The 24,747-nt window shown below is 68.3% G+C and carries 23 protein-coding genes; 10 read left to right on the top strand and 13 right to left on the bottom strand.

Annotated elements, in window-relative coordinates; all coding sequences use genetic code 11:
• The 6 genes from AC04MD_RS01835 to creB form a co-directional block, all read right to left on the bottom strand.
• Complete coding sequence (locus AC04MD_RS01835) at positions 1-882, bottom strand: carbon-nitrogen hydrolase family protein (protein WP_475495634.1); 882 nt, start codon at positions 880-882, stop codon at positions 1-3.
• Positions 879-1,484, bottom strand: coding sequence for a GNAT family N-acetyltransferase (locus tag AC04MD_RS01830; RefSeq protein WP_475495633.1), 606 nt, complete (start codon positions 1,482-1,484; stop codon positions 879-881). Before AC04MD_RS01830 ends, AC04MD_RS01835 begins: the two co-directional genes overlap by 4 nt.
• A gap of 50 nt (positions 1,485-1,534) precedes the next feature.
• A complete protein-coding gene (locus AC04MD_RS01825; protein WP_475495632.1) occupies positions 1,535-1,954 on the bottom strand; it encodes a hypothetical protein in 420 nt (139 codons plus the stop codon).
• A gap of 8 nt (positions 1,955-1,962) precedes the next feature.
• Complete coding sequence (gene creD / locus AC04MD_RS01820; protein WP_475496150.1) at positions 1,963-3,336, bottom strand: cell envelope integrity protein CreD; 1,374 nt, start codon at positions 3,334-3,336, stop codon at positions 1,963-1,965.
• A 350-nt stretch (positions 3,337-3,686) separates the two neighbouring features.
• On the bottom strand, positions 3,687-5,126 hold the full coding sequence (gene creC, locus AC04MD_RS01815) for a two-component system sensor histidine kinase CreC (RefSeq protein ID WP_475495631.1): 1,440 nt from the start codon (positions 5,124-5,126) through the stop codon (positions 3,687-3,689).
• Between the two features lies 1 nt (position 5,127).
• Positions 5,128-5,814, bottom strand: a complete 687-nt coding sequence (gene creB, locus AC04MD_RS01810) for a two-component system response regulator CreB (RefSeq protein ID WP_475495630.1) — start codon at positions 5,812-5,814, stop codon at positions 5,128-5,130.
• Positions 5,815-5,839: 25 nt separating this feature from the next.
• Here creB and AC04MD_RS01805 point away from each other — a divergent pair, with 25 nt between their 5' ends.
• The 5 genes from AC04MD_RS01805 to mfd all read left to right on the top strand — a co-directional run bounded on the left by AC04MD_RS01805 (position 5,840) and on the right by mfd (position 12,390).
• Positions 5,840-6,697, top strand: coding sequence for a 23S rRNA (adenine(2030)-N(6))-methyltransferase RlmJ (locus AC04MD_RS01805; RefSeq protein ID WP_475496149.1), 858 nt, complete (start codon positions 5,840-5,842; stop codon positions 6,695-6,697).
• 78 nt (positions 6,698-6,775) lie between these two features.
• Positions 6,776-7,726, top strand: a complete 951-nt coding sequence (locus AC04MD_RS01800) for a DUF808 domain-containing protein (RefSeq protein ID WP_475495629.1) — start codon at positions 6,776-6,778, stop codon at positions 7,724-7,726.
• 55 nt (positions 7,727-7,781) lie between these two features.
• Complete coding sequence (locus AC04MD_RS01795) at positions 7,782-8,330, top strand: GNAT family N-acetyltransferase (RefSeq protein WP_313927562.1); 549 nt, start codon at positions 7,782-7,784, stop codon at positions 8,328-8,330.
• A gap of 90 nt (positions 8,331-8,420) precedes the next feature.
• Positions 8,421-8,693 (top strand): DUF4242 domain-containing protein, encoded by a 273-nt coding sequence (locus AC04MD_RS01790; RefSeq protein ID WP_162336333.1) that lies wholly within the window; start codon positions 8,421-8,423, stop codon positions 8,691-8,693.
• A 106-nt stretch (positions 8,694-8,799) separates the two neighbouring features.
• Positions 8,800-12,390 carry a transcription-repair coupling factor gene (gene mfd / locus AC04MD_RS01785; RefSeq protein ID WP_475495628.1) on the top strand — a complete coding sequence of 1,197 codons (3,591 nt, stop codon included), beginning with the start codon at positions 8,800-8,802 and terminating at the stop codon, positions 12,388-12,390.
• Positions 12,391-12,414: 24 nt separating this feature from the next.
• On the opposite strand, the gene AC04MD_RS01780 is transcribed toward mfd, so the two are convergent.
• Positions 12,415-13,965, bottom strand: coding sequence for a phospholipase D family protein (locus AC04MD_RS01780; protein WP_475495627.1), 1,551 nt, complete (start codon positions 13,963-13,965; stop codon positions 12,415-12,417).
• A 118-nt stretch (positions 13,966-14,083) separates the two neighbouring features.
• Between AC04MD_RS01780 and AC04MD_RS01775 the strand changes: the two genes are divergently transcribed.
• The 5 genes from AC04MD_RS01775 (at position 14,084) to AC04MD_RS01755 (ending at position 17,817) form a co-directional block, all read left to right on the top strand.
• The gene (locus tag AC04MD_RS01775; RefSeq protein ID WP_475495626.1) at positions 14,084-14,629 is read left to right on the top strand and encodes a histidine phosphatase family protein; all 546 of its coding nucleotides are present in this window, start codon (positions 14,084-14,086) and stop codon (positions 14,627-14,629) included.
• On the top strand, positions 14,620-15,291 hold the full coding sequence (gene nfi / locus AC04MD_RS01770) for a deoxyribonuclease V (protein ID WP_475496148.1): 672 nt from the start codon (positions 14,620-14,622) through the stop codon (positions 15,289-15,291). The genes AC04MD_RS01775 and nfi overlap by 10 nt, the downstream gene beginning before the upstream one ends.
• Before the next feature lie 85 nt (positions 15,292-15,376).
• Positions 15,377-16,240, top strand: a complete 864-nt coding sequence (locus AC04MD_RS01765; protein ID WP_475495625.1) for a pirin family protein — start codon at positions 15,377-15,379, stop codon at positions 16,238-16,240.
• A 152-nt stretch (positions 16,241-16,392) separates the two neighbouring features.
• Complete coding sequence (gene aqpZ / locus AC04MD_RS01760) at positions 16,393-17,115, top strand: aquaporin Z (RefSeq protein ID WP_475495624.1); 723 nt, start codon at positions 16,393-16,395, stop codon at positions 17,113-17,115.
• Positions 17,116-17,355: 240 nt separating this feature from the next.
• Positions 17,356-17,817, top strand: coding sequence for a hypothetical protein (locus AC04MD_RS01755; protein WP_475495623.1), 462 nt, complete (start codon positions 17,356-17,358; stop codon positions 17,815-17,817).
• Positions 17,818-17,859: 42 nt separating this feature from the next.
• On the opposite strand, the gene AC04MD_RS01750 is transcribed toward AC04MD_RS01755, so the two are convergent.
• From AC04MD_RS01750 to AC04MD_RS01725, 6 genes are all read right to left on the bottom strand, one after another.
• Positions 17,860-18,720 (bottom strand): pirin family protein, encoded by an 861-nt coding sequence (locus AC04MD_RS01750; protein ID WP_475495622.1) that lies wholly within the window; start codon positions 18,718-18,720, stop codon positions 17,860-17,862.
• 183 nt (positions 18,721-18,903) lie between these two features.
• Positions 18,904-20,265 carry an NAD-dependent succinate-semialdehyde dehydrogenase gene (locus tag AC04MD_RS01745; protein WP_475495621.1) on the bottom strand — a complete coding sequence of 454 codons (1,362 nt, stop codon included), beginning with the start codon at positions 20,263-20,265 and terminating at the stop codon, positions 18,904-18,906.
• A gap of 256 nt (positions 20,266-20,521) precedes the next feature.
• Positions 20,522-21,364: an ABC transporter permease subunit gene (locus tag AC04MD_RS01740; protein ID WP_475495620.1), complete on the bottom strand. Its 843-nt coding sequence runs from the start codon at positions 21,362-21,364 to the stop codon at positions 20,522-20,524.
• A complete protein-coding gene (locus AC04MD_RS01735; RefSeq protein ID WP_475495619.1) occupies positions 21,361-22,275 on the bottom strand; it encodes an ABC transporter permease subunit in 915 nt (304 codons plus the stop codon). Before AC04MD_RS01735 ends, AC04MD_RS01740 begins: the two co-directional genes overlap by 4 nt.
• On the bottom strand, positions 22,272-23,408 hold the full coding sequence (locus tag AC04MD_RS01730) for an ABC transporter ATP-binding protein (RefSeq protein ID WP_475495618.1): 1,137 nt from the start codon (positions 23,406-23,408) through the stop codon (positions 22,272-22,274). The genes AC04MD_RS01735 and AC04MD_RS01730 overlap by 4 nt, the downstream gene beginning before the upstream one ends.
• Positions 23,409-23,508: 100 nt before the next feature.
• The gene (locus AC04MD_RS01725; RefSeq protein ID WP_475495617.1) at positions 23,509-24,630 is read right to left on the bottom strand and encodes a polyamine ABC transporter substrate-binding protein; all 1,122 of its coding nucleotides are present in this window, start codon (positions 24,628-24,630) and stop codon (positions 23,509-23,511) included.
• Positions 24,631-24,747: the final 117 nt, after the last annotated feature.

The raw sequence follows: 24,747 nt of genomic DNA, 5'->3' as shown, positions 1-24,747 counted from the left end.
CTACAGGGCTTGAAGCCTGGCGCGTGAGAGGGCGGGCTTCAGCTGCCCGATCCAATCGTGGTCGTTCGCCACCTGTGCCTCGTTGCGGCTGCGGTCAAGCGCGTCGAACTCCAGGTCGGCGATGGCCCACCCCGGATCGCCCGTGGTTTGCGCCACTACGCCATCGTCGGGCAGGCCACGGTCCATCGGCGCGAAGATCGCCGCTTCACCGGTGTTTATATCGAGCGCCGGACTCCAGGGCGCTTCGCCCGCGGTCACCGACTGCGCGACGAAGATGCGATTCTCCAGCGCGCGCGCCAGGCAACCGACACGCACGCGGGTCGCACCGGCGTCGGTATCGGTGCAGCTCGGCACCAGCAACAGGCGCGCACCCGCTTCGGCCTGCGCGCGGACGGGCAACGGGAACTCGCTGTCGTAGCAGACCGCCACGCCGGCGCGCACGCCGTCGATGTCGAAGACGTTCAGCGCCTCGCCGCCGTCGATCACGCCGAGTCGCTTCTCGAACCCGGTCAGCTGCAGCTTGTCCTGCCACGCATGCGCGCCCTGCGGCGTGAACACATCGCAGCGGTTGCGGTAGCGGCCCTCGCCGTACGCCAGCAGGAAGCTGCCGGCGACGATGTGCAAGTCGAGTTCCTTCGCCAGCCGCGCGTACAACGCCAGCCAGTCGTCGCGGTAGCGCTGGATCGCGAGGAGTGACGCGTGCAGGTCGGCCTGGATGGATGCGTCGAACGTGGCCGCCAACTCCAGCGCCAGGTATTCCGGCAATACGGCGATGCGCGCGCCCTGCGCAGCGGCGACGCCCAGCACCTGCGCCTGCCGCGCGGCGAACGCGGCGAAATCCGCCGGCTCCTGGATGGCGTATTTGGCGACGGCGACCTTCACCGCATCGGTTCCAGGCCGCGCAGCCAGAACGTCAGCGCATGGTCGATCTCGCCGCGGCCGATCTCGTTCCAGGCCAGCCGCATCGTCATGCCGGGCTGGCGCGTATAGCCACGCTTGTCCCAGAACACGTCGTTGCCGCGATGCCCGTCGGGCCGGCGCGGATCGTCCGATTCGCGGTCCACCGCACAGAACGCCGTCCAGCCGAACCGTCCCAGCGCACGCGCATGCGCCTCGCGCATGTCGAAGAACGAGTGGCCGATGCCGTGGCCGCGATAAGCCGGCAGCAATACGGATTCGCCGAAATAGAAGATGTCTTCCGGGTCCATGCCGCTGTCGACGAAAGGCTGGCGGAACGCCTCGGTGTCGTCGGCGAGCGGCAGGCCGGTGGATGCACCGACCACCTGTCCCGCATCCATCGCCAACACGAACACGCTCTCGGCCGAGCGCGCATAGGCATCGAGGTAATCGCGCTCGTAGTCGGCATCGCCTTCGTAGAGATACGGCCAGTCGCGGAACACGGCCACACGCAGTCGCGCGACATCGTCCAGCCAGGGCGTGATTTCCGGCCCACGGAAAAGGCCGATGGTGTACGCAGAGGTCATCCGTGAACTCTAGCGCACGCCATCGGCCGGGGCGAGGCAGTTGCGTGCGGTCAGGGCGCTTGCGGACCGGCCTTGGGCAGGCCGCGATCATTCCATGCGTACAGCGCCGCCCCTGCGGCGGGTAGCAGGCAAAGCGAGGCGCGTCCGTCCTCGCTGCAGGTCGCGAACCGTTGTGATGGTCCCGCGCCGTGTCCCGACCAAGGCCGATAGACCATCGGCCGCATCAGGCGCCCGAGGCCTTCCCTGGCCCGGCGCGCATCCTGCAGATAGGGCATCGCACGCGATGCCAGCGAGGCGATGGTGGGTGCCGCCAGACGGAATACCAGACAGCCCTGGTGCCGATGCGACAACGGCAGCAGCCATGCTGCCAGGCAAGACGCGTCCATCGCGTCCACCACCACGGCCTCGGTCTGGATCTGGACGGGCAGCACGCGACGCGCACGCCGATGGAGCGTATCCGGATCGATCATGACGGGCCTCAGCGCAGTTCCGTGCCCAGCGCGTACCAGTCCACCTTGCGGGTGACCCACATGATCGCGGCCAGGATGCCGAACAGCAGCAGCGAACCCATCAGCAGTGCGTTGTTCTCCGACTTCAGCAGGATGTACAGCACGCCGTACAGCGCGGTGAGCATGGTCGCGAAGCCCGCGGCGCGCAGCCAGCTCTGCAGTACGCCGGACAGGTAGAAGAACTGCAGCCCGATGCAGGCTGCCGCCGAGACCAGGTACGCCTGCCAGAAGGCGATGTGCTCGGACAGGCTGAGCAGCAGCAGGAAGAAGATCGCCAGCGCCAGGCCGACCAGCAGGTACTGCAGCGGATGGATCGGCAGCCGCTTGATCAGTTCGAACAGCGCGAAGCCGACGAAGGTCAGCACGACGAACAGGATGCCGTACTTGCTGGCGCGATCGACCTGCGTGTAGACGTCGACCGTGTCGACCAGGCTGACCAGGGCACTGTCGATGGCGCTGGATCCGCTGTCGTCGGCCACGTACTCGCCGGGCGAGGCGCCGAGCGAAGGCGGCTGGGTCAGATTGCGCGAGGCCGATTCCAGCTGGCTCTGCGCGGCACTGGCCAGCGACGACACCTGCCAGCGCGCGGTGAAGCCTGCGTCGTCGATGGTCTTGCTGTTGGGCAGGAAGCGGCCGCCGAACAGCGGCTGGCGCCAGGTCGACCGCATGGTGATGTCGTTGCTGTCCGCGATCGGCGCGATGCCGATCGATTGCGTGCCCGCCAGCGTCATCTGGAGATCCGCGTTGCTGGCCGGCAGCGCTCCGCCCTGCACGTCGAGCAATGCGTGGATGCCGTCCATGCGCGAGGACATCGCGCCGGTGCCGGCAGACAGGGTGCGCGGCACGCCATCCACTGTCAGGGACGGCGTGCCGACGAGGCCACGCACATCGGCCATGCCGGCGACCACGTAAGGCTGCCCATAGATCCGGCCGTCGGCGGCGGGCACCTGCAGGGGCGCGAAGCCGGCCTTCAGCGACGCCTTCCACTCGTACACGTTGACGGTGTACAGCCCTATGCGACGTTCACCCGGCTGCAGGCGGCCATCGACCACCAGGGTGGCCGGCATCTGCACGATATAGCCTTCCTTCACGTCGCGGCGCGCCTCGGGCTTGCCGTCCTCGTCGACCACGTTGACCATGCGCTCCTCGCGCCACGGCACAACGCGCAACGGACCGACCACCTGCTGCGGCCCGGCCATGCTCTGCGATACGCGCGCCTCGGCCTGCGTGCGGTACAGCTCGCGGTCCTGGATGACCCCGCGGATCATCATCAGCGGAATGAGCAGCAGCAGGACCAGCCCGCCGACGGTGAGGAAACGCAACAGCAACTTCAATGACTTCATGTCGATGCCCCGGTTGGATACGGGACGCATCGTCGGGGGCCTCCGTGCAACCGGAAGGGAGCGTGTTTGAAGGCTGTGTGAAGTGCTCCGGCATTCTCTCCACGCAAGAGCGGAGAAGGCATGTAGAGGTGGCGGAGCTTGAGGTGCTCTTCCCTCTCCCTGCGCAGCGGGGAGAGGGTGCCAAAGGCGGGTGAGGGGCGAGCGGAGGCAGCCAAGACGGGCAAATGACAACGCGGACAGCAGGCGCAGTGCTATCGACGAGAGATGCGGTGCCTGAAAGGAAAGCGCCCCTCATCCGCCCTCCGGGCACCTTCTCCCCGCAGGCGGGGAGAAGGAAACGCGGAGGTGGATCAGATCATCGGCAGCGACAGGACCGCTTCGGCGCCGCCATACTGACGGTTCATCAGCGTCGCTTCGCCACCGTGCAGGCGCATCACCTCGCGCACGAACGGCAATCCGAGGCCCGAGCTGCGCTGCCCGCCATCGGGACGCGGCAGCGAATAGAAGCGCTCGAACACGCGCTCCTGCGCATAGTCCGGCACGCCCGGGCCGCGATCGCGCACGACGAAGCGCACCTGCCCGTCCCGTTCGACGACCTCCAATTCCACCTTTCCGCCGTGCGGCGAGAACGCGATGGCGTTGTCGAGCAAGTTGGTCAGCGCACGGCGCAACAGGAAGGCGTCGCCCTCCACCGCCCAGGCGCCGGCCTGCGGCAGGCGTACGACCTCCACCTCCTGCGGCGTCAGCTTCGCATCGAGCCCCTGCACCACCTCGTCGGCGAGCGACGCGACGTCGATGCGCTCGCGCCGCTGCAACCAGCCGTGCTGCTCCACCTCGGCCAGCGCCAGCAGCTTGTCGATGGTCTCGGTGAGCCGGTGCTCTTGGGTCTGGATGTTGCGTGCGAAGCGCTGGCGCTCGGCTTCCGGCAGCGGTTCCTGCAGCAGTTCCGCCGCGCCGCGGATGGCGGCGAGCGGGCTCTTCATCTCGTGCGTCAGCGACTGCACGTACTGCTCGACGTAGGCCTTGCCTTCCAGCTTGCGCCGCATCGTCTCCAGCGCGCGGCCGAGGTCGCCGATCTCGTCGGTGCGCGGACGCGGCGGCGGCACCGGCTCGCCGGCGCTGACCGCCTGCGCATAGCGGTTCAGGCCGCCGATGCCGCGCATCAGCCACCACGTCATCAGCACGCCGATCAATGCGGAGATGCCGATCAGCCAGGCGCCGCGCAGCAGGATGCTGCGCTGGCTGGCGACGATGAAGGGTTCGATGCTGCGGTTCGGCTGCGACAGCGTCAGCACGCCGATCAGCCGGCCGCGGTCGGCAGGATCGTAGATCGGCGCCGCCACGTGCATGACGGTGTTGGCCTTGTCGCCGGGCACCTCGGCACTGGAGCGCGCGCCATATTCGCCGCGCAGCGTGCGGTACACGTCGTTCCAGCGCGAGTTGTCGCGGCCGACATCGCGGCCCTGCGAATCGAACACCACCGTGCCCTTCGCATCGGTCACGGTGACGCGGTAGTCGACGCTGCGCTTCTGGAAGCGCCAGACCCAGGCCTTGGGGTCGCGCTGCTGCGCCTCGGCGACGTTGCCGGCGAAGGCGCCGTCGGCGATGCGGCCGGTCTTGAGGTCGTCGGCCGCCATCTCGGCCAGCATGTTGGCGGCGTCGACCAGCGTCGACTCCATCGCCTGGCGCACGCCCGGCTTCACTTCGTTGACGAACACGCGCATCACGAAGAACGCGGCGATGCCGACGATCAGGAAGAAGCCGAGGACGAGCTTCAGCCCGAGCCGCATCTCAGGCCTCGATGGCGTAACCCAGCCCGCGGTGGGTGCGGATCGGGTCGGGGTCGGCGCCGGCCGCGCGCAGCTTGGCACGCAAGGTCTTCACGTGGGTGTCGACGGTACGGTCGGCGCTGTCGGCATCGCTGTCCCAGCCGCGGTCCATCAGCTGGGCCCTGCTGAGGATGGCGCCGGGCCGCTGCAGCAGCGCGTCCAGCAGTGCGTACTCGTAGCGGGTCAGGTCCAGCAGTTGCTGGCGGTAGCGGATGCGGTGGCCGTCGCGGTCGACGGCGAATTCGCCGCGCGCGACCCATTCGCCTGCGCTCGCCTGTGCCGCCGTAGCACCGGCACGGCGCAGGCGGGCGCGTACGCGCGCCACCAGTTCGCGCGGCGAGAACGGCTTGGTGACGTAGTCGTCGGCGCCGAGCTCCAGGCCGAGCACGCGGTCGATCTCATCGTTGCGCGCGGTGAGGAAGATCACCGGCACGTCGCTGAAACCGCGCAGTTCGCGGCACACATCGAAGCCGCTGGCATCGGGCAGGCCGACGTCCAGCACCACCACGTCGACGCCGCCGGCACGCACGCGCGGCACCACCTCGCGCGCCAGCAGGCAGTGGTCGGCCTCGATGCCCTCGCTGCGCAGCGCGTACAGCACGGCGTCGGCGATGGCGGTTTCGTCTTCGGCAATCAGTACGCGGGGCATGGCGCAAGCATATATGCTGCGCGGCATGAATTACCGCCACGCCTTCCATGCCGGCAACCATGCCGACGTCCTCAAACACATCGTCGTCCTGGCCAGCATCGATGCGCTCAAGCGCAAGGACACGCCGGTTTTCGTGCTGGACACGCATGCCGGACGCGGCCGCTACATGCTGGGCGGGGCGGAAAGCCGCAAGACCTCCGAAGCCGCCGGCGGCGTGTTCAAGCTGATGGGGGCCGCGCGCATGCCCGATGCGGCCGAGCGCTACCTGCGCGCGGTGGTCGCCAACAATCCCGTCGGCGCCCTGATCACCTACCCCGGCTCGCCGCTGCTGGTCGCGCAGGCCCTGCGCGAGCAGGACCGGCTGGCCGCCTGCGAACTGCAGCCGGACGAGGCCAAGGCGCTGCGCGAGGTGTTCGCCGACGACGAGCGCGTCGCGGTGCATGGCCGCGATGGCTACGCCGCCATGAAGGCGCTGCTGCCCCCGCGCGTGGGCGAGCAGCGCATCGCCCGCGGGCTGGTGCTGATCGACCCCCCCTACGAAGTGCAGGATGCGGAGTATCCGCAGATCATCGCTTCGCTGCGCGACGCGATGGAGCGCTGGCCCGCGGCGACGTACGCGGTCTGGTATCCGATCAAACAGCGCCGCAGCCTGCTGCCGTTCTTCCGCAAGGCCGCGGCGCTGCCCTCGAAGGGCGCCTTCGTCGCCGAGCTGCAGGTGCGCCCGGACGATTCCCCGCTGCGCCTCAACGGCAGTGGCATGCTGATGATCAATCCGCCCTGGCGGCTCGACCAGGCGCTGGCGCCGGTATTGCCGCTGCTCGCGTCCACGCTGGGCGAAACCGGCGCCAGCCACCGGCTGGAGTGGCTGCGCGAACCGGCCTGAGCCCCACCGACCACGACACGGCACGGTCGGAAGGCTGTGCGAGAATCGCCCCTTCCCTCCCAGCACGACACCTCTTCCATGGCCGGATCCAGCCTGTTCGCCCTGATCGACGACATCGCCACCCTGCTCGACGACGTGTCGGTGATGACCAAGGTGGCGGCGAAGAAGACGGCCGGCGTGCTGGGCGACGACCTGGCGCTCAATGCGCAACAGGTCACCGGGGTGAAGGCCGACCGCGAACTGCCGGTGGTGTGGGCGGTGGCGAAGGGCTCGGTGGTCAACAAGGCCATCCTGGTGCCGGCCGCGCTGGCGATCAGCGCGCTGGAGACCTGGCTGCACGGCAAGGGCTACAACGTCCCGCTGGTGACGCCGCTGATGATGCTGGGCGGCGCGTTCCTCTGCTTCGAGGGCGTGGAGAAGCTGGCGCACAAGTTCCTGCACAAGGGCGAGGACGAACAGCGCCATGCCGAGCGCGTGGCCGCGATCCAGGACGGCAACGTCGACATGGTGGCGTTCGAGAAGGACAAGGTGCGCGGCGCGATCCGTACCGACTTCATCCTGTCCGCGGAGATCATCGTCATTTCGCTGGGCACGCTGGCCGGCCGCACCTTCCTCGAGCAGGTGCTCACGCTGGTGGCGATCTCGGCCATCATGACCGTGGGCGTGTACGGGCTGGTCGGCGGCATCGTGAAGCTGGACGACGCCGGCCTGGCGCTGGCGGCGGACAAGCGCGAGAGCGGCTGGGCACGGTTCAAGCGCGCGTCCGGCCGCGGCATCCTGTACAGCGCGCCGTATCTGATGAAGTTCCTGTCCATCGCCGGCACCGCCGCGATGTTCCTGGTCGGCGGCGGCATCCTCGTCCACAGCATCCCGGCGCTGCATCATTTCATCCAGCCGTACGCCGAGGGCGAACTCGGCTGGCTGTGGGGCAGCCTGTTCAACGCGGCCGTCGGCGTGCTCACCGGTGCCGTGGTGGTGGCCGTCGTCACCGCAGTCTCGCGCCTGCGCGGCAAACGCCACGGGGCCTGAACCGGCGGCGGCCCGGCCCTCGCCGCCCTTCCGGATTTCATGCGAGCATCACGCCATGACTGCGCCAAAACGCCTTCCGCCCTGGCATGAACACTTCCGCCTGCCCAGTGGGCGCGAACTGCTGATCCGGCCGATCCGGCCCGAGGACGCCGGCCCCATCCAGGGTGCGTTCGGGCTGCTGGGGCCGGAGGAGATCCGCCACCGCTTCATGTACGCGCTGAAGGAACTGACGCCGGAAATGGCGCAGCGCCTGACCCATCCGGACCCCAACACCGAGTTCGCGCTGGTCGCCGCCGAAGCGCTGCCGCCGGGCGAGGCGCTGGTGGGCGCGGTGGCGCGCGCGGCCCTGGTCTCGCGTACGCGCGATGCCGAGTTCGCGATCCTCGTCAGCCACTTCATCGCCGGCCAGGGCCTGGGGCGCCACCTGATGCGCAAGCTGGCCAAGTGGGCGCGCTCGAAGAAGCTCGACCGCCTGTACGGCGACGTGCTCGACACCAACCAGCCGATGCTGGCGCTGGCCGAATCGCTGGGCTTCAAGCGCGTGCGCGAGAACGACGGCTCCGGCCTGGTCCGCGTGGTGCTGGATCTGAACGACGGCCCCTGAGCCGCGCCGACCGGCGGTCGGCCCAAACCGGCTGTTTCGCGCGTATTTTCCGGTGAGGACGCTGTTCGCGACGCGCCACCGGGAGGCCGCATGCCCCGTTACCTGATCGAACGCGACGTCGAAGGCGCAGGCCTGATGACGCCGGCCGAGCTGAAGGCCGTCTCGCAGGCGTCATGCCGCGCTCTGGACGAGCTGGGCCCGCGGGTGCAGTGGGAGCACAGCTACGTCACCGACGACAGGATCTATTGCGTGTACCGCGCGCCGAACGAGGACCTCGTCCTGGAGCATTCGCGTCGTGGCGGCTTTCCCGTCGACCGTATTTCCGTCGTCGCCGAGGTGATCGACCCGTTGACGGCGGAATGATCCGTTGCGGCGTGTGAGCGGCCTGCACAGGCCTGCTTGGTAGACTGACCGTCCCTTCGCGCTGGGCACTCCACGGTGTCCGGCGCTGCCGTTGTTTTGTGTGCCCATGACCGACGCCCAGACTATCTCCCTGCCCGTTCCCCCGCTGCCCCGTGGCGGCCAGTCCCGCGCCTGGTGGCGCGCCCCTGCGTCGCCGACGGCGCTGGCGTGGTCGATCGCCGCTGCCGCGCGTGCGCACGAAGGCCCGCTGCTGGTGGTTGCCCGCGACAACCACGAAGCGCATCAGCTGGAGGCCGACCTGCACACGCTGCTCGGCGCGGGCGCCGACCTGCCGGTGGTGCCGTTCCCCGACTGGGAAACCCTGCCGTACGACCAGTTCAGTCCGCATCCGGACATCGTCTCGCAGCGCCTGGCCGCGTTGCACCGCTTGCCGACGCTGGCACGCGGCATCGTGATCGTGCCGGTGCAGACGCTGATGCAGCGGCTGTCGCCGCTGCGCCACATCGTCGGCGGCAGCTTCGACTACCGGGTCGGCCAGCGGCTGGACTTCGATGCCGAGAAGCGCCGACTGGAAGCGGCCAGCTACCGTCACGTGCCACAGGTGCTGGACCCGGGCGACTTCGCCGTGCGCGGTGGCCTGCTCGACGTGTACCCCATGGGCGCCGACGCGCCGCTGCGCATCGAGCTGCTGGACGACACCATCGACTCGATCCGCCACTTCGACCCGGAAAGCCAGCGCTCGCTCGACAAGACCGATAGCGTGCAAATGCTGCCCGGCCGCGAAGTACCGCTGGACGAACGTTCCGTCGACCGCGCGATGACGCTGCTGCGCGACCGCTTCGACGTCGACACGCGTCGCAGCGCGCTGTACCAGGACCTGAAGTCCGGCCTCGCGCCCGCCGGCGTGGAGTACTACCTGCCGCTGTTCTTCGACCAGACCTCGACGCTGTTCGACTACCTGCAGCAGAGCGCGCTGCCCGTGCTGACCGAGGGCTTCGGCGAAGCGGCCGAAGCATTCTGGGCGCAGACGCGCAACCGCTACGAGCAGCGCCGCCACGACATCGAACGTCCGCTGCTGCCACCGGACGAGCTGTACCTGTCGCCGGACGGCCTGCGCGAGCAGCTCAACCAGCGCGCGCGCGTGGAGGTCTGCGGCGCGCAGCACAGCCGCCACGCCGATGCGTTGCCGCTGGGCGAACAGCCGTTGCCGCCGCTGCCGGTGGCGGCGAAGGATGCACCGGCAGGCGATGCGCTGAAGTCCTTCCTCGGCCACTACCCCGGCCGCGTGCTGATCGCCGCCGACTCGCCCGGTCGCCGCGAGGCCCTGCTGGAAGTGCTGCAGGCGGCGGAACTGAAACCGGTGGTGGTCGCCGACTTCAGCGCATTCCTCCCTTCTCCCGCCGGGAGAAGGTGGCGCGCAGCGCCGGATGAGGGTGAGGCGAAGACCTCGGCAGCCGAACCATCGCGCACGTCCCGCACCCTCACCCCAACCCCTCTCCCGGAGGGAGAGGGGCTTCCACGCTTCGCCATCGCCGTCGCGCCGCTGGCCGATGGCTTCGCGCTGGACGATCCGCGCATCGCGGTGCTGACCGAACGCCAGCTGTTCCCCGAACGCGCCACCCAGGCGCACCGGCGCAAGCGCAGCGGCCGCGAGCCGGAAGCGATCATCCGCGACCTCGGCGAACTGACCGAAGGCGCGCCCATCGTCCACGAGGATCACGGTGTCGGCCGCTACCGCGGCCTGATCGCGATGGACGTGTGCGGCATGCCCGGCGAATTCCTCGAGATCGAATACGCCAAGGGCGACCGCCTGTACGTGCCGGTCGCGCAGTTGCACCTGATCAGCCGCTACTCGGGCGCGTCGGTCGAAACCGCGCCGCTGCATTCGCTCGGCGGCGAAGCCTGGGCCAAGGCGAAGAAGAAGGCCGCCGAGAAGGTCCGCGACGTCGCCGCCGAACTGCTCGAGATCCAGGCGCGCCGGCAGGCCCGCGCCGGCCTCGCGCTGCACCTGGACCGCGCGATGTACGAACCGTTCGCGGCCGGCTTCCCGTTCGAGGAGACGCCCGACCAGCACCATGCGATCGAGTCGGTGATCCGCGACTTGGCCAGCAGCCAGCCGATGGACCGCGTGGTGTGCGGCGACGTCGGCTTCGGCAAGACCGAAGTCGCCGTGCGCGCGGCGTTCGCCGCCGCCAGTGCCGGCAAGCAGGTCGCCGTGCTGGTGCCGACCACGCTGCTGGCCGAGCAGCACTACCGCAATTTCCGCGACCGCTTCGCCGACTGGCCGTTGCGGGTGGAAGTGCTGTCGCGCTTCAAGACGGCGAAGGAGATCAAGGCCGAACTGGAAAAGCTGGCCGAAGGCACGCTGGACGTCATCGTCGGCACGCACCGGCTGCTGCAGCCGGACGTGAAGTTCAAGGACCTGGGCCTGGTGATCGTCGACGAGGAGCAGCGCTTCGGCGTGCGCCAGAAGGAAGCGCTGAAGGCGCTGCGCGCCAACGTGCACCTGCTGACGCTGACCGCCACGCCGATCCCGCGCACGCTCAACATGGCGATGGCCGGCCTGCGCGACCTGTCCATCATCGCCACGCCGCCGGCCAACCGCATGGCGGTGCAGACCTTCGTCACCCCCTGGGACGAAGCGCTGCTGAAGGAAGCGTTCCAGCGCGAACTGTCGCGCGGCGGACAGGTGTACTTCCTGCACAACGACGTCGAGAGCATCGGCCGCATGCAGCGCGATCTGCAGGAGCTGATGCCGGAAGCGCGCATCGGCGTGGCGCACGGGCAGATGCCCGAGCGCGAACTGGAACAGGTGATGCTGGATTTCCAGAAGCAGCGCTTCAACGTGCTGCTGTGCACGACCATCATCGAGTCGGGCATCGACATCCCCAACGCCAACACCATCATCATGAACCGTGCCGACAAGTTCGGCCTGGCCCAGCTGCACCAGTTGCGCGGCCGCGTCGGCCGTTCGCACCACCGCAGCTACGCCTACCTGGTGGTGCCGGACAAGCGCAGCATCACCGCCGACGCGCAGCGCCGGCTGGAAGCGATCGCGTCGATGGACGAACTGGGCGCCGGCTTCACCCTCGCCACCCACGATCTGGAGATCCGCGGCGCCGGCGAGCTGCTGGGCGAAGACCAGAGCGGCCAGATGGCCGAGGTCGGCTTCAGCCTGTACACCGAGCTGCTGGAACGCGCGGTGCGCTCGATCAAGGCTGGCCACCTGCCCGACGTCGACCTGGGCCAGGAGCGCCGTGGCGCCGAGGTCGAGCTCAACGTGCCCTCGCTGATCCCCGACGACTACCTGCCCGACGTGCACACGCGCCTGACGCTGTACAAGCGCATCAGCAGCGCGCGCGACAGGGACGAGCTGCGCGACCTTCAGGTGGAGATGATCGACCGCTTCGGCCTGCTGCCGGATCCGGCCAAGTACCTGTTCGCCACGGCGGAACTGAAGCTGGCGGCGAACGACCTGGGCATCCGCAAGCTGGAACTCGGCGAGCATGGCGGCCGCATCGTGTTCGAGGCCAAGCCGAAGATCGACCCGATGGCGGTGATCCAGCTGATCCAGAAGCAGCCCAAGCTCTACACCATGGACGGCCCGGACAAGCTGCGCATCAAGGTGCCGCTGCCGGACGCACCCGACCGCTTCAATGCGGCCAAGGCGCTGCTGATGACGCTGGCGCCGGGCTGATCCCGGCGTCGGCACCGCCGGCCGCTACAGCTGCGACTCGACCGGCAGCCAGCCGATGGCGTGCGCGGTCCAGCGGCGCCAGACGCTGGCTTCTGGCTCGCGGTCCCAGACGCGCGGCGGCTGCAACGAGGCGTCTTCCCAGCGCAGGGCGCCGTCCTGCAGTCGCACGCGGTAGCTGGTGTCCGGCGCGATCTTCGCTTCATAGCTGCGCAGCAGGGCAGCGGCCGCACTGCGGTCGCGGAACAGCACGCCCATTTCGGTATTGAGGTTGACCGAGCGCGGGTCTAGGTTGAACGAGCCGATGAAGCCGCCCTCGCCGTCGACCGCGAACGCTTTGGTATGCAGGCTGGCCCCGCTGGACCCGAACAGGCTGCTGTCCTGCTTGCCGTGCGGCATCAGTTCGAACAGGGTCACGCCGCCCTGCAGCAGCGGCACACGGTACGGCGCATAGCCGCCGTGCACGGCCATCACATCGTTGGCCGCCAGCGAGTTGGTCAGCACGCTGACGTCGACGCCCTGCGCACGCTTGCCCACCAGCCAGCGGGCGCCCTCTTCGCCGGGAACGAAGTACGGCGAGATCACCCGCAGTTCGCGCTTCGCCTCGCCCATCGCCTTGCCCAGCCGGTGGACCAGCCACGTGCCCTGTCCCTCGCCCTGTCCCTTGGATGCCGGGTCCGAGTAGACCCCCACCTCATCCAACCAGTGCAAGGCGTTGCCGCCGACCAGCGCGCGCACACCTGGCGTGCTGCGCAGCCGCGCGACGTAGTCCGCCGCCTGCGTCGACCGGTAGCCTGCATCGCCGTGCTCGCGCAGCCGTTCCAGCGCGCCATCCTCGGCGGTCGTCAGCGCCGACAACGGGATTACCGAGGCGCCGTTCCAGAAGTCGTCGAAGATCGCTTCGGTCTGCGCGACCGCCGGTCCGAGCAGCACGGCGTCGAGGTCGAGGAAGTTGGTCTGCGCGGCGGCGTCGAAGTACTCGTCGCCGACATTGCGGCCGCCGACCACCGCCACCCGGCCGTCGGCGATCCACGCCTTGTTGTGCATGCGGCGGTTCATCGCCATCGGCCGCAGCAGCATTTCCGTGGCGCGACCGAGCACGCCGGCGCGGCTGCGCGAGGGATTGAACAGGCGGACTTCGATGTTGGCATGCGCGTCCAGCGCGGCCAGGTGCGAATCCTTGCCGTGCGCGGTCATGTCATCCAGCAGCAGACGCACGCGCACGCCGCGATCGGCGGCACGCAGCACCTCGTAGCTCAGCAGGTTGCCGGTGAAGTCATGGTTCCAGATGTAGTACTGCAGGTCCAGGCTGCGGCCGGCGGCCCGCGCCGTGCCCGCGCGCACGGTGAAGGCGTCCAGGTTGTCCGACAGCAGCGCCATGCCGCTCTGCCCGCCGTGTTCGCGCAGCAGCGGCGCGATGGCGCGGTCGAGCGCGGTGGCGTCGGCCGCGATGGGCAGCGAGTGCGCTGCCGGCCCGCGTGCGCCTTCGGCAAACCGGCCATAGCTGTACAGCGCCGCGCCGGAGGCGACCACCAGCACGACCAGCGCGATGCCCACCCGTCGCAACCACTTGCGCATGGTCTCCCCTTCTTCACCGATCGGCCCCTATCGTAGCGGCCGGCCCGTGAGGACGCCGCTTGCGCCACGCACCCGGCCGTTGCACGCTCGACCATCGCCCTCCCCACCAGGATCGCCCATGCGCCTGCCGCACCGCTTCCGCCTTCTCCCCGCGCTGCTGCTGGCCTCGCTGGTCGCCGCCTGCGGCAGCGTACCGTCGCGCGACGCGCAGGCGCCGCTGACCTTCGTCGTGGTCCGCCACGCCGAGAAGGCGACCGACGACCCCGAGAATCCCAGCCTGTCCGCCGCCGGACAGGCTCGCGCCGCCGCGCTGGCGGAACGCCTGCGCGATGCACCGCTGGTCGCCGCGTACGCCACCGAGTTCCGCCGCACCCAGCAGACCGCACAACCGGCGGCCGACGCCCATTCGCTGCCCGTGACGGCGTACTACGCACGCGGTCCGGCCGGTGAAGTGGCGGCGCAATGGAAGCAGGCACGTCGCGCGGGCACGGTGCTGGTCGTCGGCCACAGCAACACCGTGCCGGACCTGGTCGCGGCGCTGTGCGGCTGCGCGACCGCACCGATGGACGACACCGAGTACGACCGCTTCTCCATCGTCCGCATCGACGGCGATGGCCGCGCGACGCTGGAGGTCGGCCGCTACGGCGCCTCCCCATCCCCGTGACTGCGGTGTTCGGCAACTGGGACGGCAGCGTCGTGGAAGCGCGACGGCTGCAAGAACGGCTGGCGGCCGAGGTCTCGCTGCGCGACGAGGTGCCGGAGACACCGCGCTGGCTGGCGGGCTTCGATGTCGGCTTCGAGGACGACGGCGCCACCACTCGTGCCGCCGCCGTGCTGCTGGCGGCGGATACGCTGCAGCCGGTCGCGTCGGAGGTCGTGCGCATGCCGACCTCCATGCCCTACGTGCCCGGCCTGCTGAGTTTCCGTGAACTGCCGGCCCTGGTCGCCGCACTCGCGCGCCTGCCACACACACCCGACCTCGCCTTCATCGACGGCCAGGGCATCGCCCATCCGCGCCGGCTCGGCATCGCCGCGCACTTCGGCGTGGTCACCGGCCTGCCCAGCATCGGCGTGGCGAAGAAGGTGCTGTGCGGGAAGCACGAGATACCGGGTCCGCTCGCCGGCGACCGCACGCCGCTGGTCCATCGCGGCGACCCTATCGGCTGGGCCCTGCGCAGCAAGCCGCGCTGCAATCCACTGATCGTATCGCCCGGCCATCGCGTCTCCATGCAGGGCGCGCTCGAGTGGGTACTGCGTACGCTGCGCGGTTACCGCCTGCCGGAACCGACGCGGCTGGCCGACCGGCTGGCGTCGCGACGCGTCTGACCGAGCGCAACGGACCGTTTCCCTGCGTGGCCCGATCGGCGCGCGACGACGTGCGATGCTGCGTGCTTCTCCAGGAGGACCTGCCATGACCACGATCATCACGCCCCGCGTGCACGACCTCGGTGGCGGCTTCAACGTACGCCGCGCCGTGCCCAGCCTGCAGGCACGCAGCGTCGGGCCCTTCGTATTCGTCGACCACATGGGTCCGGCGGTGTTCGAACCCGGCGTCGGCATCGACGTGCGTCCGCACCCGCACATCGGCCTGGCCACGGTGACCTTCCTCTGGGCCGGCGCGATCCACCACAAGGACACGCTGGGTTCGGAACAGGTGATCACGCCGGGCGACGTCAACTGGATGACCGCCGGCCGCGGCATCGCGCATTACGAGCGCACGCCCGGCGACGTGCGCGCCGGCCGACACGACGTGCACGGCATGCAGACCTGGGTGGCGTTGCCCAAGTCGGCCGAGGAAGTCACCCCCGAGTTCCACCACCACACCGCGGCGACGCTGCCCGTGATCGAGCGCAGCGGCGCGCGCCTGCGCGTCATCGCCGGCCGTGCCTACGGCGAAGAGTCGCCGGTGAACGTCTTCAGCGGCACCTTCAATGTCGCGGTCGACCTGCAGCCGGACGCCGAACTGGAGATCGACAACGGCCACGTCGAGCGTGCGCTGTACATCCTCGAAGGCGAAGCGCAGGTGGATGGCGCCGACATCCCGGAGAAGCACCTGGTGGTGTTCGATCGCGGCAGCCGTGCCGTGCTGCGCGCGAAGACGCCGGTCAAGGGCATGCTGCTGGGCGGCGAACCGCTCGATGCACCGCGCCATCTCTGGTGGAACTTCGTGTCCAGCTCGAAGGAGCGCATCGAGCAGGCCAAGCAGGACTGGCAGGAAGGCCGCTTCGGCCACGTGCCCGGCGAAACCGAATTCATCCCGCTGCCGGAGCGCTAAGCCCGCCGCCTGTCGGCGGCAAATGTGAGATCTGCTTCATTACTGCCCGTATGCGTCCTCCGTAACGCAAACCGAACACTTGCCGCGCGTGGCGTCCGCTATCGTGCGCGCACCGTCATGTGACGGGGTGCACACGGGCAATGGGGGCTGGCATGAGTATGGTGAAGAGGCTCGCGGCAGAGTTCCTGGGGACGTTCTGGCTGGTGTTGGGAGGCTGCGGCAGCGCGGTGCTGGCGGCCAATTTCGGTGGCGACGGCAACCCGCTGGGCATCGGCCTGCTGGGCGTCTCGCTGGCGTTCGGCCTGACGGTACTCACCGGCGCCTATGCGTTCGGCCACATCTCGGGCGGTCATTTCAATCCGGCCGTCAGTGTCGGCCTGTGGGCAGGCGGTCGGTTCCCGGCCAAGGATCTGCTGCCCTACATCGTGGCGCAGGTGGTGGGCGGCCTCGCGGCCGGCTTCATCCTGTGGCAGATCGCCAGCGGCCATCCCGGTTTCGCGGTCGATCCCAACGCGGCCGGTGCCTTCGCCAGCAACGGCTACGGCGCGATGTCGCCGGGCGGCTATACGGTGGCGGCCGCGTTCCTGACCGAGGTGGTGCTGACCGCGTTCTTCCTGATCGTCATCATGGGATCGACCCATGGCCGCGCGCCGACCGGCTTCGCGCCGCTCGCCATCGGCCTGGCGCTGACCCTGATCCACCTGATCAGCATTCCCGTCACCAATACGTCGGTGAATCCGGCGCGCTCCACGGCGGTGGCGATGTTCGCCGGACCGGCCGCGGTCGGGCAGCTGTGGCTGTTCTGGCTGGCGCCGATCCTGGGTGGCCTGATCGGCGGCATGCTCTACGGCTGGCTGGGTCGCGACCGCGACTGAGCCCAACGCCCTTGCCCGGCGATGCCGGGCAAGGTGCGACAGACGGTGTGACTGCAGTCGCCGTTCACGCGCGCGGCGCGTTGTCTTGCGCCGCAGCATGGGCTAAGGTCGGGACGACTGCCGGGGGAAAACGGCAGCCGCCACCGTGGAATGCAAGGGGATGCTGGGCCCGCGCGGCCCTCTGCGGTGTGCGGACGATGCGGTACCGCCCACGCCCGGGCGTTCGATCCAGGGGATGACATGAAGACCGTGATTGCCGTTGGCCTCAGCCTTTTCTCCGCTGCCGCGTGGGCGCAGACCGCGCCGGCGTGCCCGACCCTGCCGGCCAATGCCGGCCTGACATGGGAACAGCGCGTCGATGCCAGCTTCATCACCTGCAAGGCGGTCACCGCCGATGGCCGGCAGGTGCTGAACGTGATGCTCACCGCGCGCGATCCCAGGATCAGCCTGGAACGGCGCCTGAGACTGGAAGAAAGCACCTTCTCCGGCGAAGACATGTACTGGTACCGGCCCAACCTGGGCGGCCAGGAAACCTCGCCCGCAATGGCCTCGCGGCGCATCGCCGTGGTCGAGTACGACGACGATCGCTACGCGCAGGTCTGGATCAACGCCGCGTCGCCGGAGGAACTGGGCACGCTGATCTCACTCGCCGGACAACTCGACATGCGCACGGCCGGCGCGCAGCTGTCCGCCGGCAACTGACGCCGGCGCGAAGCGGCGGGATCGCGTCCCGCCGCCCGGGTTTCAGAACCGGCCTTCCTGGAAATCGACGAAGGCCTGCATCAGTTCCTGCCGCGTGTTCATGACGAACGGGCCGTGCCGCATCACCGGCTCGCGCAGCGGGCGCCCCGCCACCAGGATCAACCGCGCGGGCTGGCTGCCGGCACGCAGCTGCAAGGTATCGCCACCGCCGAGCACGCCCATCTCGTGCGTATCCAGCGGACGCGCCTCATCGCCCTCGCCCACCGTCACCGCGCCCTCGAACACATAGGCGAACACGTTGTGGCCCGCCGGCAGCGCGTAATCCCATGCGTGCCCGGGCTGCAGCGCGATGTCGAGGTAGACCGGATCGGTGGCCGGCTGCGAGATCGGGCCCTGGGTGTCGCCGACACGGCCGGCGATGACCTTCACCTCGACACCCTTAGCCGGATGCGCGATCGGAATCTTCTCCGGGTCGAACTCCTGGTACTTCGGTTCGGTCATCTTGTCGCTCGCCGGCAGGTTCACCCACAGCTGGAAGCCGCGCATGCGGCCCGACTCCTGCTCGGGCATTTCCGAATGCACCAAGCCGCGGCCGGCGGTCATCCACTGCACCGCGCCCGGCGTCAGCAGGCCTTCGTTGCCGTGGTTGTCGCGATGGCGCATGCGGCCGTCGAGCATGTAGGTCACCGTCTCGAAGCCCCGGTGCGGATGCTCGGGGAAACCGGCGAGGTAGTCCTCGGCCTTGTCGGTGCCGAACTCGTCCAGCAGCAGGAATGGATCCAGGTCCGGCAGGTCGGGACCGCCGATGACGCGCGTCAGCTTGACGCCGGCGCCATCGGACGTGGGTCGGCCGCGGATCGTGCGGATCACGCGGGCGGGCGTGGTATCGGTCAGCGTGCTCATGGTGCCTCCTGGTCAACTGCCGACAAGATGGCACCGGCATGACCGCTTAGGAACGGCGGCCACCGTAACCATCCGTTCCACCCAAGCGGGCAATCGTTGTAGGAGCGCCCTTGGGCGCGATGCTATTGCGTTGGCAGCGATTCAAGGCAGGAGCATCGCGCCCAAGGGCGCTCCTACAGACAGTCAGGCGATATAGACCGACTTGATGTTCATGAACTCGTGGATGCCGTGCTCGGCCAGCTCGCGGCCGAACCCGGACCGCTTGGTGCCACCGAACGGGAGGCGCACGTCGCTGCGCACGATCGCGTTGACGAAGGCGGCGCCGACCTGCAGCTGCCGCGCGATGCGGTTGCCGCGCTCCACGTCCTTCGTCCACACGCTGCCGCCCAGGCCGAACGTGGTGTCGTTGGCCACGCGCACGGCCTCCGCATCGTCCTTCACCCGCAGGATGCTGGCGACCGGGCCGAACAGTTCCTCTTCGTACGCCGGCATACCGGGCGTCACGGCATCGAGGATCGAGGCGGGATAGCCAGCGTGCGAGGCATCGGGTTCGCCACCCAGCAGCACCTTGGCGCCTTTCGAGATGCTGGCCTGCACCTGCTTGTGCAGCTCATCGCGCAGATCCTGGCGCGCCATCGGCGCCAACGTGGTCGCATCGTCCTGCGGATCGCCCAGTTGCAGCTTGCCCGCCGCTTCGACGAACCGCTTCACGAAGGCGTCGGCGATGCCGTCCTGCACGATGAAGCGCTTGGCCGCGATGCAGGTCTGCCCGGCATTGCCGAAGCGCGACGCGACGGCGCCGGCGATGGTCTTCTCCAGATCGGCGTCGTCCAGCACGATGAAGGCATCACTGCCGCCGAGTTCCATCACGCTCTTCTTCAGCTGGCTGCCGGCGTTGGACGCGACGGAACGGCCCGCGCGCTCGCTGCCGGTCAGCGTCACCGCCGCGACGCGCGCATCGCGGATCACCTCGGCGGCCTGGTCGTTGTCGATATGCAGCACGCCGAACACGCCGTCCGGCACGCCCGCCGCCGCCAGCACCTCGGCGATGAGGTCGGCGCAGCGCGGCACGTTGCTGGCGTGCTTGAGCACGGCGACGTTGCCGGCCATGAAGGCCGGCGCAAGGAAGCGGAACACCTGCCAGATCGGGAAGTTCCACGGCATCACCGCCAGCACGCAGCCGATCGGTTCGTAGCGCACGTAGCTGCGCTGTCCATCGGTCGCGACCGGCTGGTCCTGCAGGTAGTCGGCGGCGTGGTCGGCGTAGTAGTCGCAGGCGCCGGCGCATTTGTCGACTTCGGCCAGGGCTTCCTTGCGCAGCTTGCCCATCTCCGCCGTCATGGTGCGCTGGATGTCCTCACGGCGGCGGCGCAGTTCGGCGCCGATCGCGCGCATCACCGTGCCACGCTCGGCGAGCGACCGCGCGGACCACGTGGGGAATGCCTGCGCCGAAGCGGCCAGCACCGCATCGACTTGCGCGGCGGTCATCAGTTCATGGCGGTACTCGACCTGTCCGGTCGCGGGATTGACGGTTTCGACGGTCATGGCTGCTTCTGGGTCATGGTCTGCCGGAAGAGGAAAACGATTCTGGATGCGGCGACGTTATGGCGCTGTGGCGGGATATCTCCTCCGCCACCAAAGGTTCCACCGTCATCCCAGCGAAAGCTGGGATCCATCCTGCTTCTGCCCCTGATTTACGGGACGTGCACACGACAATCAAAGTGGATCCCAGCTTTCGCTGGGATGACGGAACAAGGATCCCGGCGTTCGCCGGGATGACGGGCACGGGCAACGACGTCGACTACCCGTTGTCCTGCAACGCCAGCTGCATGTCGCGCTGTCGGCGCTTCTCCTCGCGCGCCATGAACCACCAGCCAATGAAGGCCGCCACGCTGACCACCAGGATCATCAGCGTCGCCAAGGCATTGATCTTCGGGCTCAGGCCCAGGCGCACGGACGAAAACACCTTCATCGGCAGCGTGGTCGAACTGGGGCCGGCGACGAAGCTGGCGATCACCACGTCGTCCAGCGACAGCGTGAACGCCAGCAACCAGCCCGACACCAGCGCCGGCGCGATGATCGGCAGCGTGATCAGGAAGAACACCTTGATCCGGTTCGCGCCCAGGTCCATCGCCGCCTCTTCCAGCGACTTGTCCAGCTCGGACAGGCGCGAGGACACCACCACGGTGACGAACGCCAGGGTGAAGGTCACGTGCGCGATCCAGATCGACAGGATGCCGCGCGGCTGCAGGCCGACCACCTGCCCCAGCGACACGAACATCAGCAGGATCGACAGGCCGATGATCACCTCGGGCATCACCAGCGGCGCGGTGATCAGCGCGCCGAACAGCGTCTTGCCCGGGAACCGCCGCATGCGCGTCATCACCAGGGCGGCCATCGTGCCCAACACCACCGCTGCGGTCGCGGTCCAGAACGCCACCTTGATGCTGATCCACGCGGCCTGCAGCATCTGCTTGTCGCGGAACAGTTCGCCGTACCACTTGAACGAGAAGCCCGACCACACCGTGGCCAGGCGCGACTCGTTGAAGGAGTACACCATCAGGATGAACACCGGGATGTAGAGGAAGGCGAATCCCAGCCCCAGCACCGTCCAGTTGACGGCGCGCTGTCCGGCGCGGCTCATGTCAGCCTCCCTTCCATCTCGCGCTGCTGCACCCGGTTGAAGATCAGGATCGGGATCAGCAGCAGCATCAGCATGACGATGGCCACCGCCGACGCGGCCGGCCAGTCGCGGTTGTTGAAGAACTCGCCCCACAGCACGCGGCCGATCATCAGCGTGTCCGGTCCGCCCAGCAACTCGGGGATGACGAACTCGCCGACCGCCGGGATCATCACCAGCATGCAGCCGGCGATGATGCCGGCCTTGGACAGCGGCAGCGTGATGGTGAAGAACGCCTTCCACGGTTTGGCGCCGAGGTCGTAGGCGGCTTCCAGCAGGCGCTGGTCGTGCTTCACCAGGTTGGTGTACAGCGGCAGCACCATGAACGGCAGGTAGCAGTAGACGATGCCGATGTAGGCGGCCAGCGGCGTGTACAGGATCTGCAGCGGCTCGTCGATGATGCCGATCTTCATCAGCAGGTTGTTGAGCAGGCCGTTGTTCTTGAGGATGCCGATCCAGGCGTAGACGCGGATCAGGAACGAGGTCCACGACGGCAGCACCACCAGCATCATCGCGATGTTGCGCGTGGATGGCGGCAGCCGGGCGATGACGTAGGCGATGGGATACGCCACCAGCAGCGCGAGGAAGGTGGAGATGGCGGCGATCTTGATCGAGCTGAGATAAGCCGCGACGTACTGCGAGTCGGTGAACAACGCCGCGTAGTTGCCCAGGTTGAGCTTGAGCGTCAGCGCCTCGTCGATGTACTCGAGGATGGGCGTGTACGGCGGCATCGCGATCGCCAGCTTGGCGAACGAGATCTTCAGCACGATCAGGAAGGGGATGGCGAAGAACAGCAGCAGCCAGACGTAGGGAACCGAGATCACGCCCCAGCGCGGCCCCGGCAGGCGCTTGCCTAGTGAGCGTAGGAGGTTCATGAGGTCAGCACCACGCCGTCGTTGTCGCCCCACCACACCCAGACCTCGTCGTTCCAGGTGAGCCCTTCGCTGGCCCAGCGCTGCACGTTGGCGAAGTTGGCCATGAACTTGTACCCGCTCGGCAGGCGCACGTGGTAGACCGAATGGCTGCCGAAATAGGCGATGTCCTCGATCACGCCCTTGGCCTTGTTGTGCGGCTGCGACGGCTCGTTCTTGCCGATGCCGAGTTTCTCCGGCCGCACCGCGAAGCCGACTTCCTGCCCTTCGAAGCCCGAGATGCCGTGGCCGATGTAGATGGGATCCGGCAGCTGCGGCGAGCGGATGGTGACGTAGTTCGCCTCGTCCTCCTCCACCGCGCCCTCGATCAGGTTCACCGAACCGATGAACTCGGCGGCGAAGCGGCTGGTCGGCTGTTCGTAGATCTCGTCGGGCGTGCCGACCTGGCGGATCCAGCCCTGGTCCATCAGCGCGATGCGGGTGGCCATGGTCATGGCCTCTTCCTGGTCGTGGGTAACCATCACGCAGGTCACGCCGGACTTCTCGATGATGCTGACCAGTTCCAGCTGCATCTGCGAGCGCAGCTTCTTGTCCAGCGCGCCCATCGGCTCGTCGAGCAGCAGCAGCTTCGGTCCCTTGGCCAGCGACCGCGCCAGCGCCACGCGCTGCTGCTGGCCGCCGGAGAGCTGGTGCGGCTTGCGCTTGGCCAGCTTGCCCAGCTGCACCAGCGCCAGCATTTCTTCCACGCGCTTCTTGATCGCGTCTTTCGACAGCCCGTCCTGCTTCAGGCCGAAGGCGATGTTCTGTTCCACCGTCATGTGCGGGAACAGCGCGTACGACTGGAACATCATGTTGAGCGGCCGCTCGTACGGCGGCAGGTCGTTGAGCAGCTGCCCGTCCAGGTAAATCTTGCCCGACGAGGGCTTCTCGAACCCCGCCAGGCAGCGCAGCAGCGTGGACTTGCCGCTGCCCGAGCCGCCCAGCAGCGCGAAGATCTCGCCCTTGCGGATGGTCAGGTTGGTGTCGTCCACCGCGACGAAGCCGTCGAACTCCTTGCGCACTTCGACGATGCGCAGATACTCCTGCGCGTTCGCCTTGCCGCTCTGTGCCGCGCCATTGCCCTGTTCTGCCGCCATGGAGATCCCCTGGTCGCCGGGCTGCGTGGGCGCCGGCGTGGATATGGGTGGATGCGATGACCGGTACCGGGATGGACGGCGTCCATCCCGGCGGCGGTGCTTACTTGCCGGTCTTCAGTTCCGTCCAGATACGGGTGTACTGGCGGTCCACTTCCGGCGGGATGATGGCGAAGGTGAACAGCTTGGCTTCCACCTCGGGGGTCGGATAGATCGTCGGATCGTCGGTGATCGCCTTGTCCATCAGTGCCTTGGCCTTGGGAATGGCATTCGGGTAGCTGATGAAGTTGGAGTTGTTGGCCATCACCTGCGGATCGAGCAGGTTGTTGATGAAGGCGTAGGCCTCGTCCAGATGCTTGGCGTCCTTCGGGATGGCCAGCATGTCGAACCACTGCGGCGCGCCTTCCTTCGGGATGGCATAGGCGATGTTGACGCCGTTCTTGGCGTCGACCGCGCGGTCGCGCGCCTGGATGATGTCGCCCGACCAGCCGACCACCAGGCAGGTATCGCCGTTGGCCATCGCGTCGATGTACTGCGAGGAATGGAAGTTGGTGATGTAGGGACGGATCGTCTTGAGCAGCGCCGCCGCCTTGTCGATCACTGCCGGGTCCTGGCTGTTCGGATCCTCGCCCAGGTAGTTCAGCGCGATCGGGATGATCTCGGACGGCGTGTCGAGAAAGGTCACGCCGCAATCCTTCAGCTTGCTGATGTTCTCCGGCTTGAACACGATGTCCAGGCTGTTGGCGATGTCGGTGTTGCCGAAGGCGGCCTTGATCTTGTCGACGTTGTAGCCGATGCCGGTGGTGCCCCACATGTAGGGGATGGCGTACTGGTTGCCCGGGTCCTGGTTCTCCAGCCGCTTCATGATGGCGGGGTCCAGGTTGGCGTAGTTGGGGATCTTGCTCTTGTCCAGCGGCAGGAACACGCCGGCCTGGATCTGGCGACCGAGGAAGTTCATCGTCGGCACGACCACGTCATAGCCGCTGCTGCCGGCCAGCAGCTTGGTCTCCAGCACCTCGTTGCTGTCGAACACGTCGTAGGTCACCTTGATGCCGGTGGCCTTCTCGAAGCTCGGGATGGTGTCCTCGGCGATGTAGTCCGACCAATTGTAGACGTTGACCTGTTTGGCGCCGCCGGTGTCGGTGCCGCCGTCACTGCCGGATTTGCCGCCGCAGGCGGCGAGGGTACACAGGGCCAGGGTGGTTGCCAGTACGCGCAGTTTCATCAATCTCTCTCCATTCGGCCCGCGAGGGCGCCTTGATGTGATCCCGGACCGGCCTGGGCCGCCGCGGGCGTGCTGTCATTGCTGTGGCCGGTTCCGTGCCGTCGTGCTCCCCTACCC

This window comes from Pseudoxanthomonas sp. LjRoot206 (assembly GCF_056175725.1).
The sequence above is the reverse complement of the archived record's forward strand: the minus strand, read 5'-3'. Positions and strand labels throughout refer to the sequence as shown.

Coding starts and splice junctions, on each gene's coding strand:
- mfd (WP_475495628.1), top strand. CDS start 8,800: ATGACCGACGCCCAGACTATCTCCCTGCCCGTTCCCCCGCTGCCCCGT.
- AC04MD_RS01805 (WP_475496149.1), top strand. CDS start 5,840: ATGAATTACCGCCACGCCTTCCATGCCGGCAACCATGCCGACGTCCTC.
- AC04MD_RS01825 (WP_475495632.1), bottom strand. CDS start 1,954: ATGATCGATCCGGATACGCTCCATCGGCGTGCGCGTCGCGTGCTGCCC.
- AC04MD_RS01800 (WP_475495629.1), top strand. CDS start 6,776: ATGGCCGGATCCAGCCTGTTCGCCCTGATCGACGACATCGCCACCCTG.
- AC04MD_RS01735 (WP_475495619.1), bottom strand. CDS start 22,275: ATGAACCTCCTACGCTCACTAGGCAAGCGCCTGCCGGGGCCGCGCTGG.
- AC04MD_RS01765 (WP_475495625.1), top strand. CDS start 15,377: ATGACCACGATCATCACGCCCCGCGTGCACGACCTCGGTGGCGGCTTC.
- aqpZ (WP_475495624.1), top strand. CDS start 16,393: ATGAGTATGGTGAAGAGGCTCGCGGCAGAGTTCCTGGGGACGTTCTGG.
- creB (WP_475495630.1), bottom strand. CDS start 5,814: ATGCCCCGCGTACTGATTGCCGAAGACGAAACCGCCATCGCCGACGCC.
- creD (WP_475496150.1), bottom strand. CDS start 3,336: ATGAAGTCATTGAAGTTGCTGTTGCGTTTCCTCACCGTCGGCGGGCTG.
- AC04MD_RS01830 (WP_475495633.1), bottom strand. CDS start 1,484: ATGACCTCTGCGTACACCATCGGCCTTTTCCGTGGGCCGGAAATCACG.
- AC04MD_RS01750 (WP_475495622.1), bottom strand. CDS start 18,720: ATGAGCACGCTGACCGATACCACGCCCGCCCGCGTGATCCGCACGATC.
- creC (WP_475495631.1), bottom strand. CDS start 5,126: ATGCGGCTCGGGCTGAAGCTCGTCCTCGGCTTCTTCCTGATCGTCGGC.
- AC04MD_RS01745 (WP_475495621.1), bottom strand. CDS start 20,265: ATGACCGTCGAAACCGTCAATCCCGCGACCGGACAGGTCGAGTACCGC.
- AC04MD_RS01775 (WP_475495626.1), top strand. CDS start 14,084: ATGCGCCTGCCGCACCGCTTCCGCCTTCTCCCCGCGCTGCTGCTGGCC.
- AC04MD_RS01795 (WP_313927562.1), top strand. CDS start 7,782: ATGACTGCGCCAAAACGCCTTCCGCCCTGGCATGAACACTTCCGCCTG.
- AC04MD_RS01780 (WP_475495627.1), bottom strand. CDS start 13,965: ATGCGCAAGTGGTTGCGACGGGTGGGCATCGCGCTGGTCGTGCTGGTG.
- AC04MD_RS01730 (WP_475495618.1), bottom strand. CDS start 23,408: ATGGCGGCAGAACAGGGCAATGGCGCGGCACAGAGCGGCAAGGCGAAC.
- AC04MD_RS01790 (WP_162336333.1), top strand. CDS start 8,421: ATGCCCCGTTACCTGATCGAACGCGACGTCGAAGGCGCAGGCCTGATG.
- AC04MD_RS01740 (WP_475495620.1), bottom strand. CDS start 21,364: ATGAGCCGCGCCGGACAGCGCGCCGTCAACTGGACGGTGCTGGGGCTG.
- AC04MD_RS01755 (WP_475495623.1), top strand. CDS start 17,356: ATGAAGACCGTGATTGCCGTTGGCCTCAGCCTTTTCTCCGCTGCCGCG.
- AC04MD_RS01725 (WP_475495617.1), bottom strand. CDS start 24,630: ATGAAACTGCGCGTACTGGCAACCACCCTGGCCCTGTGTACCCTCGCC.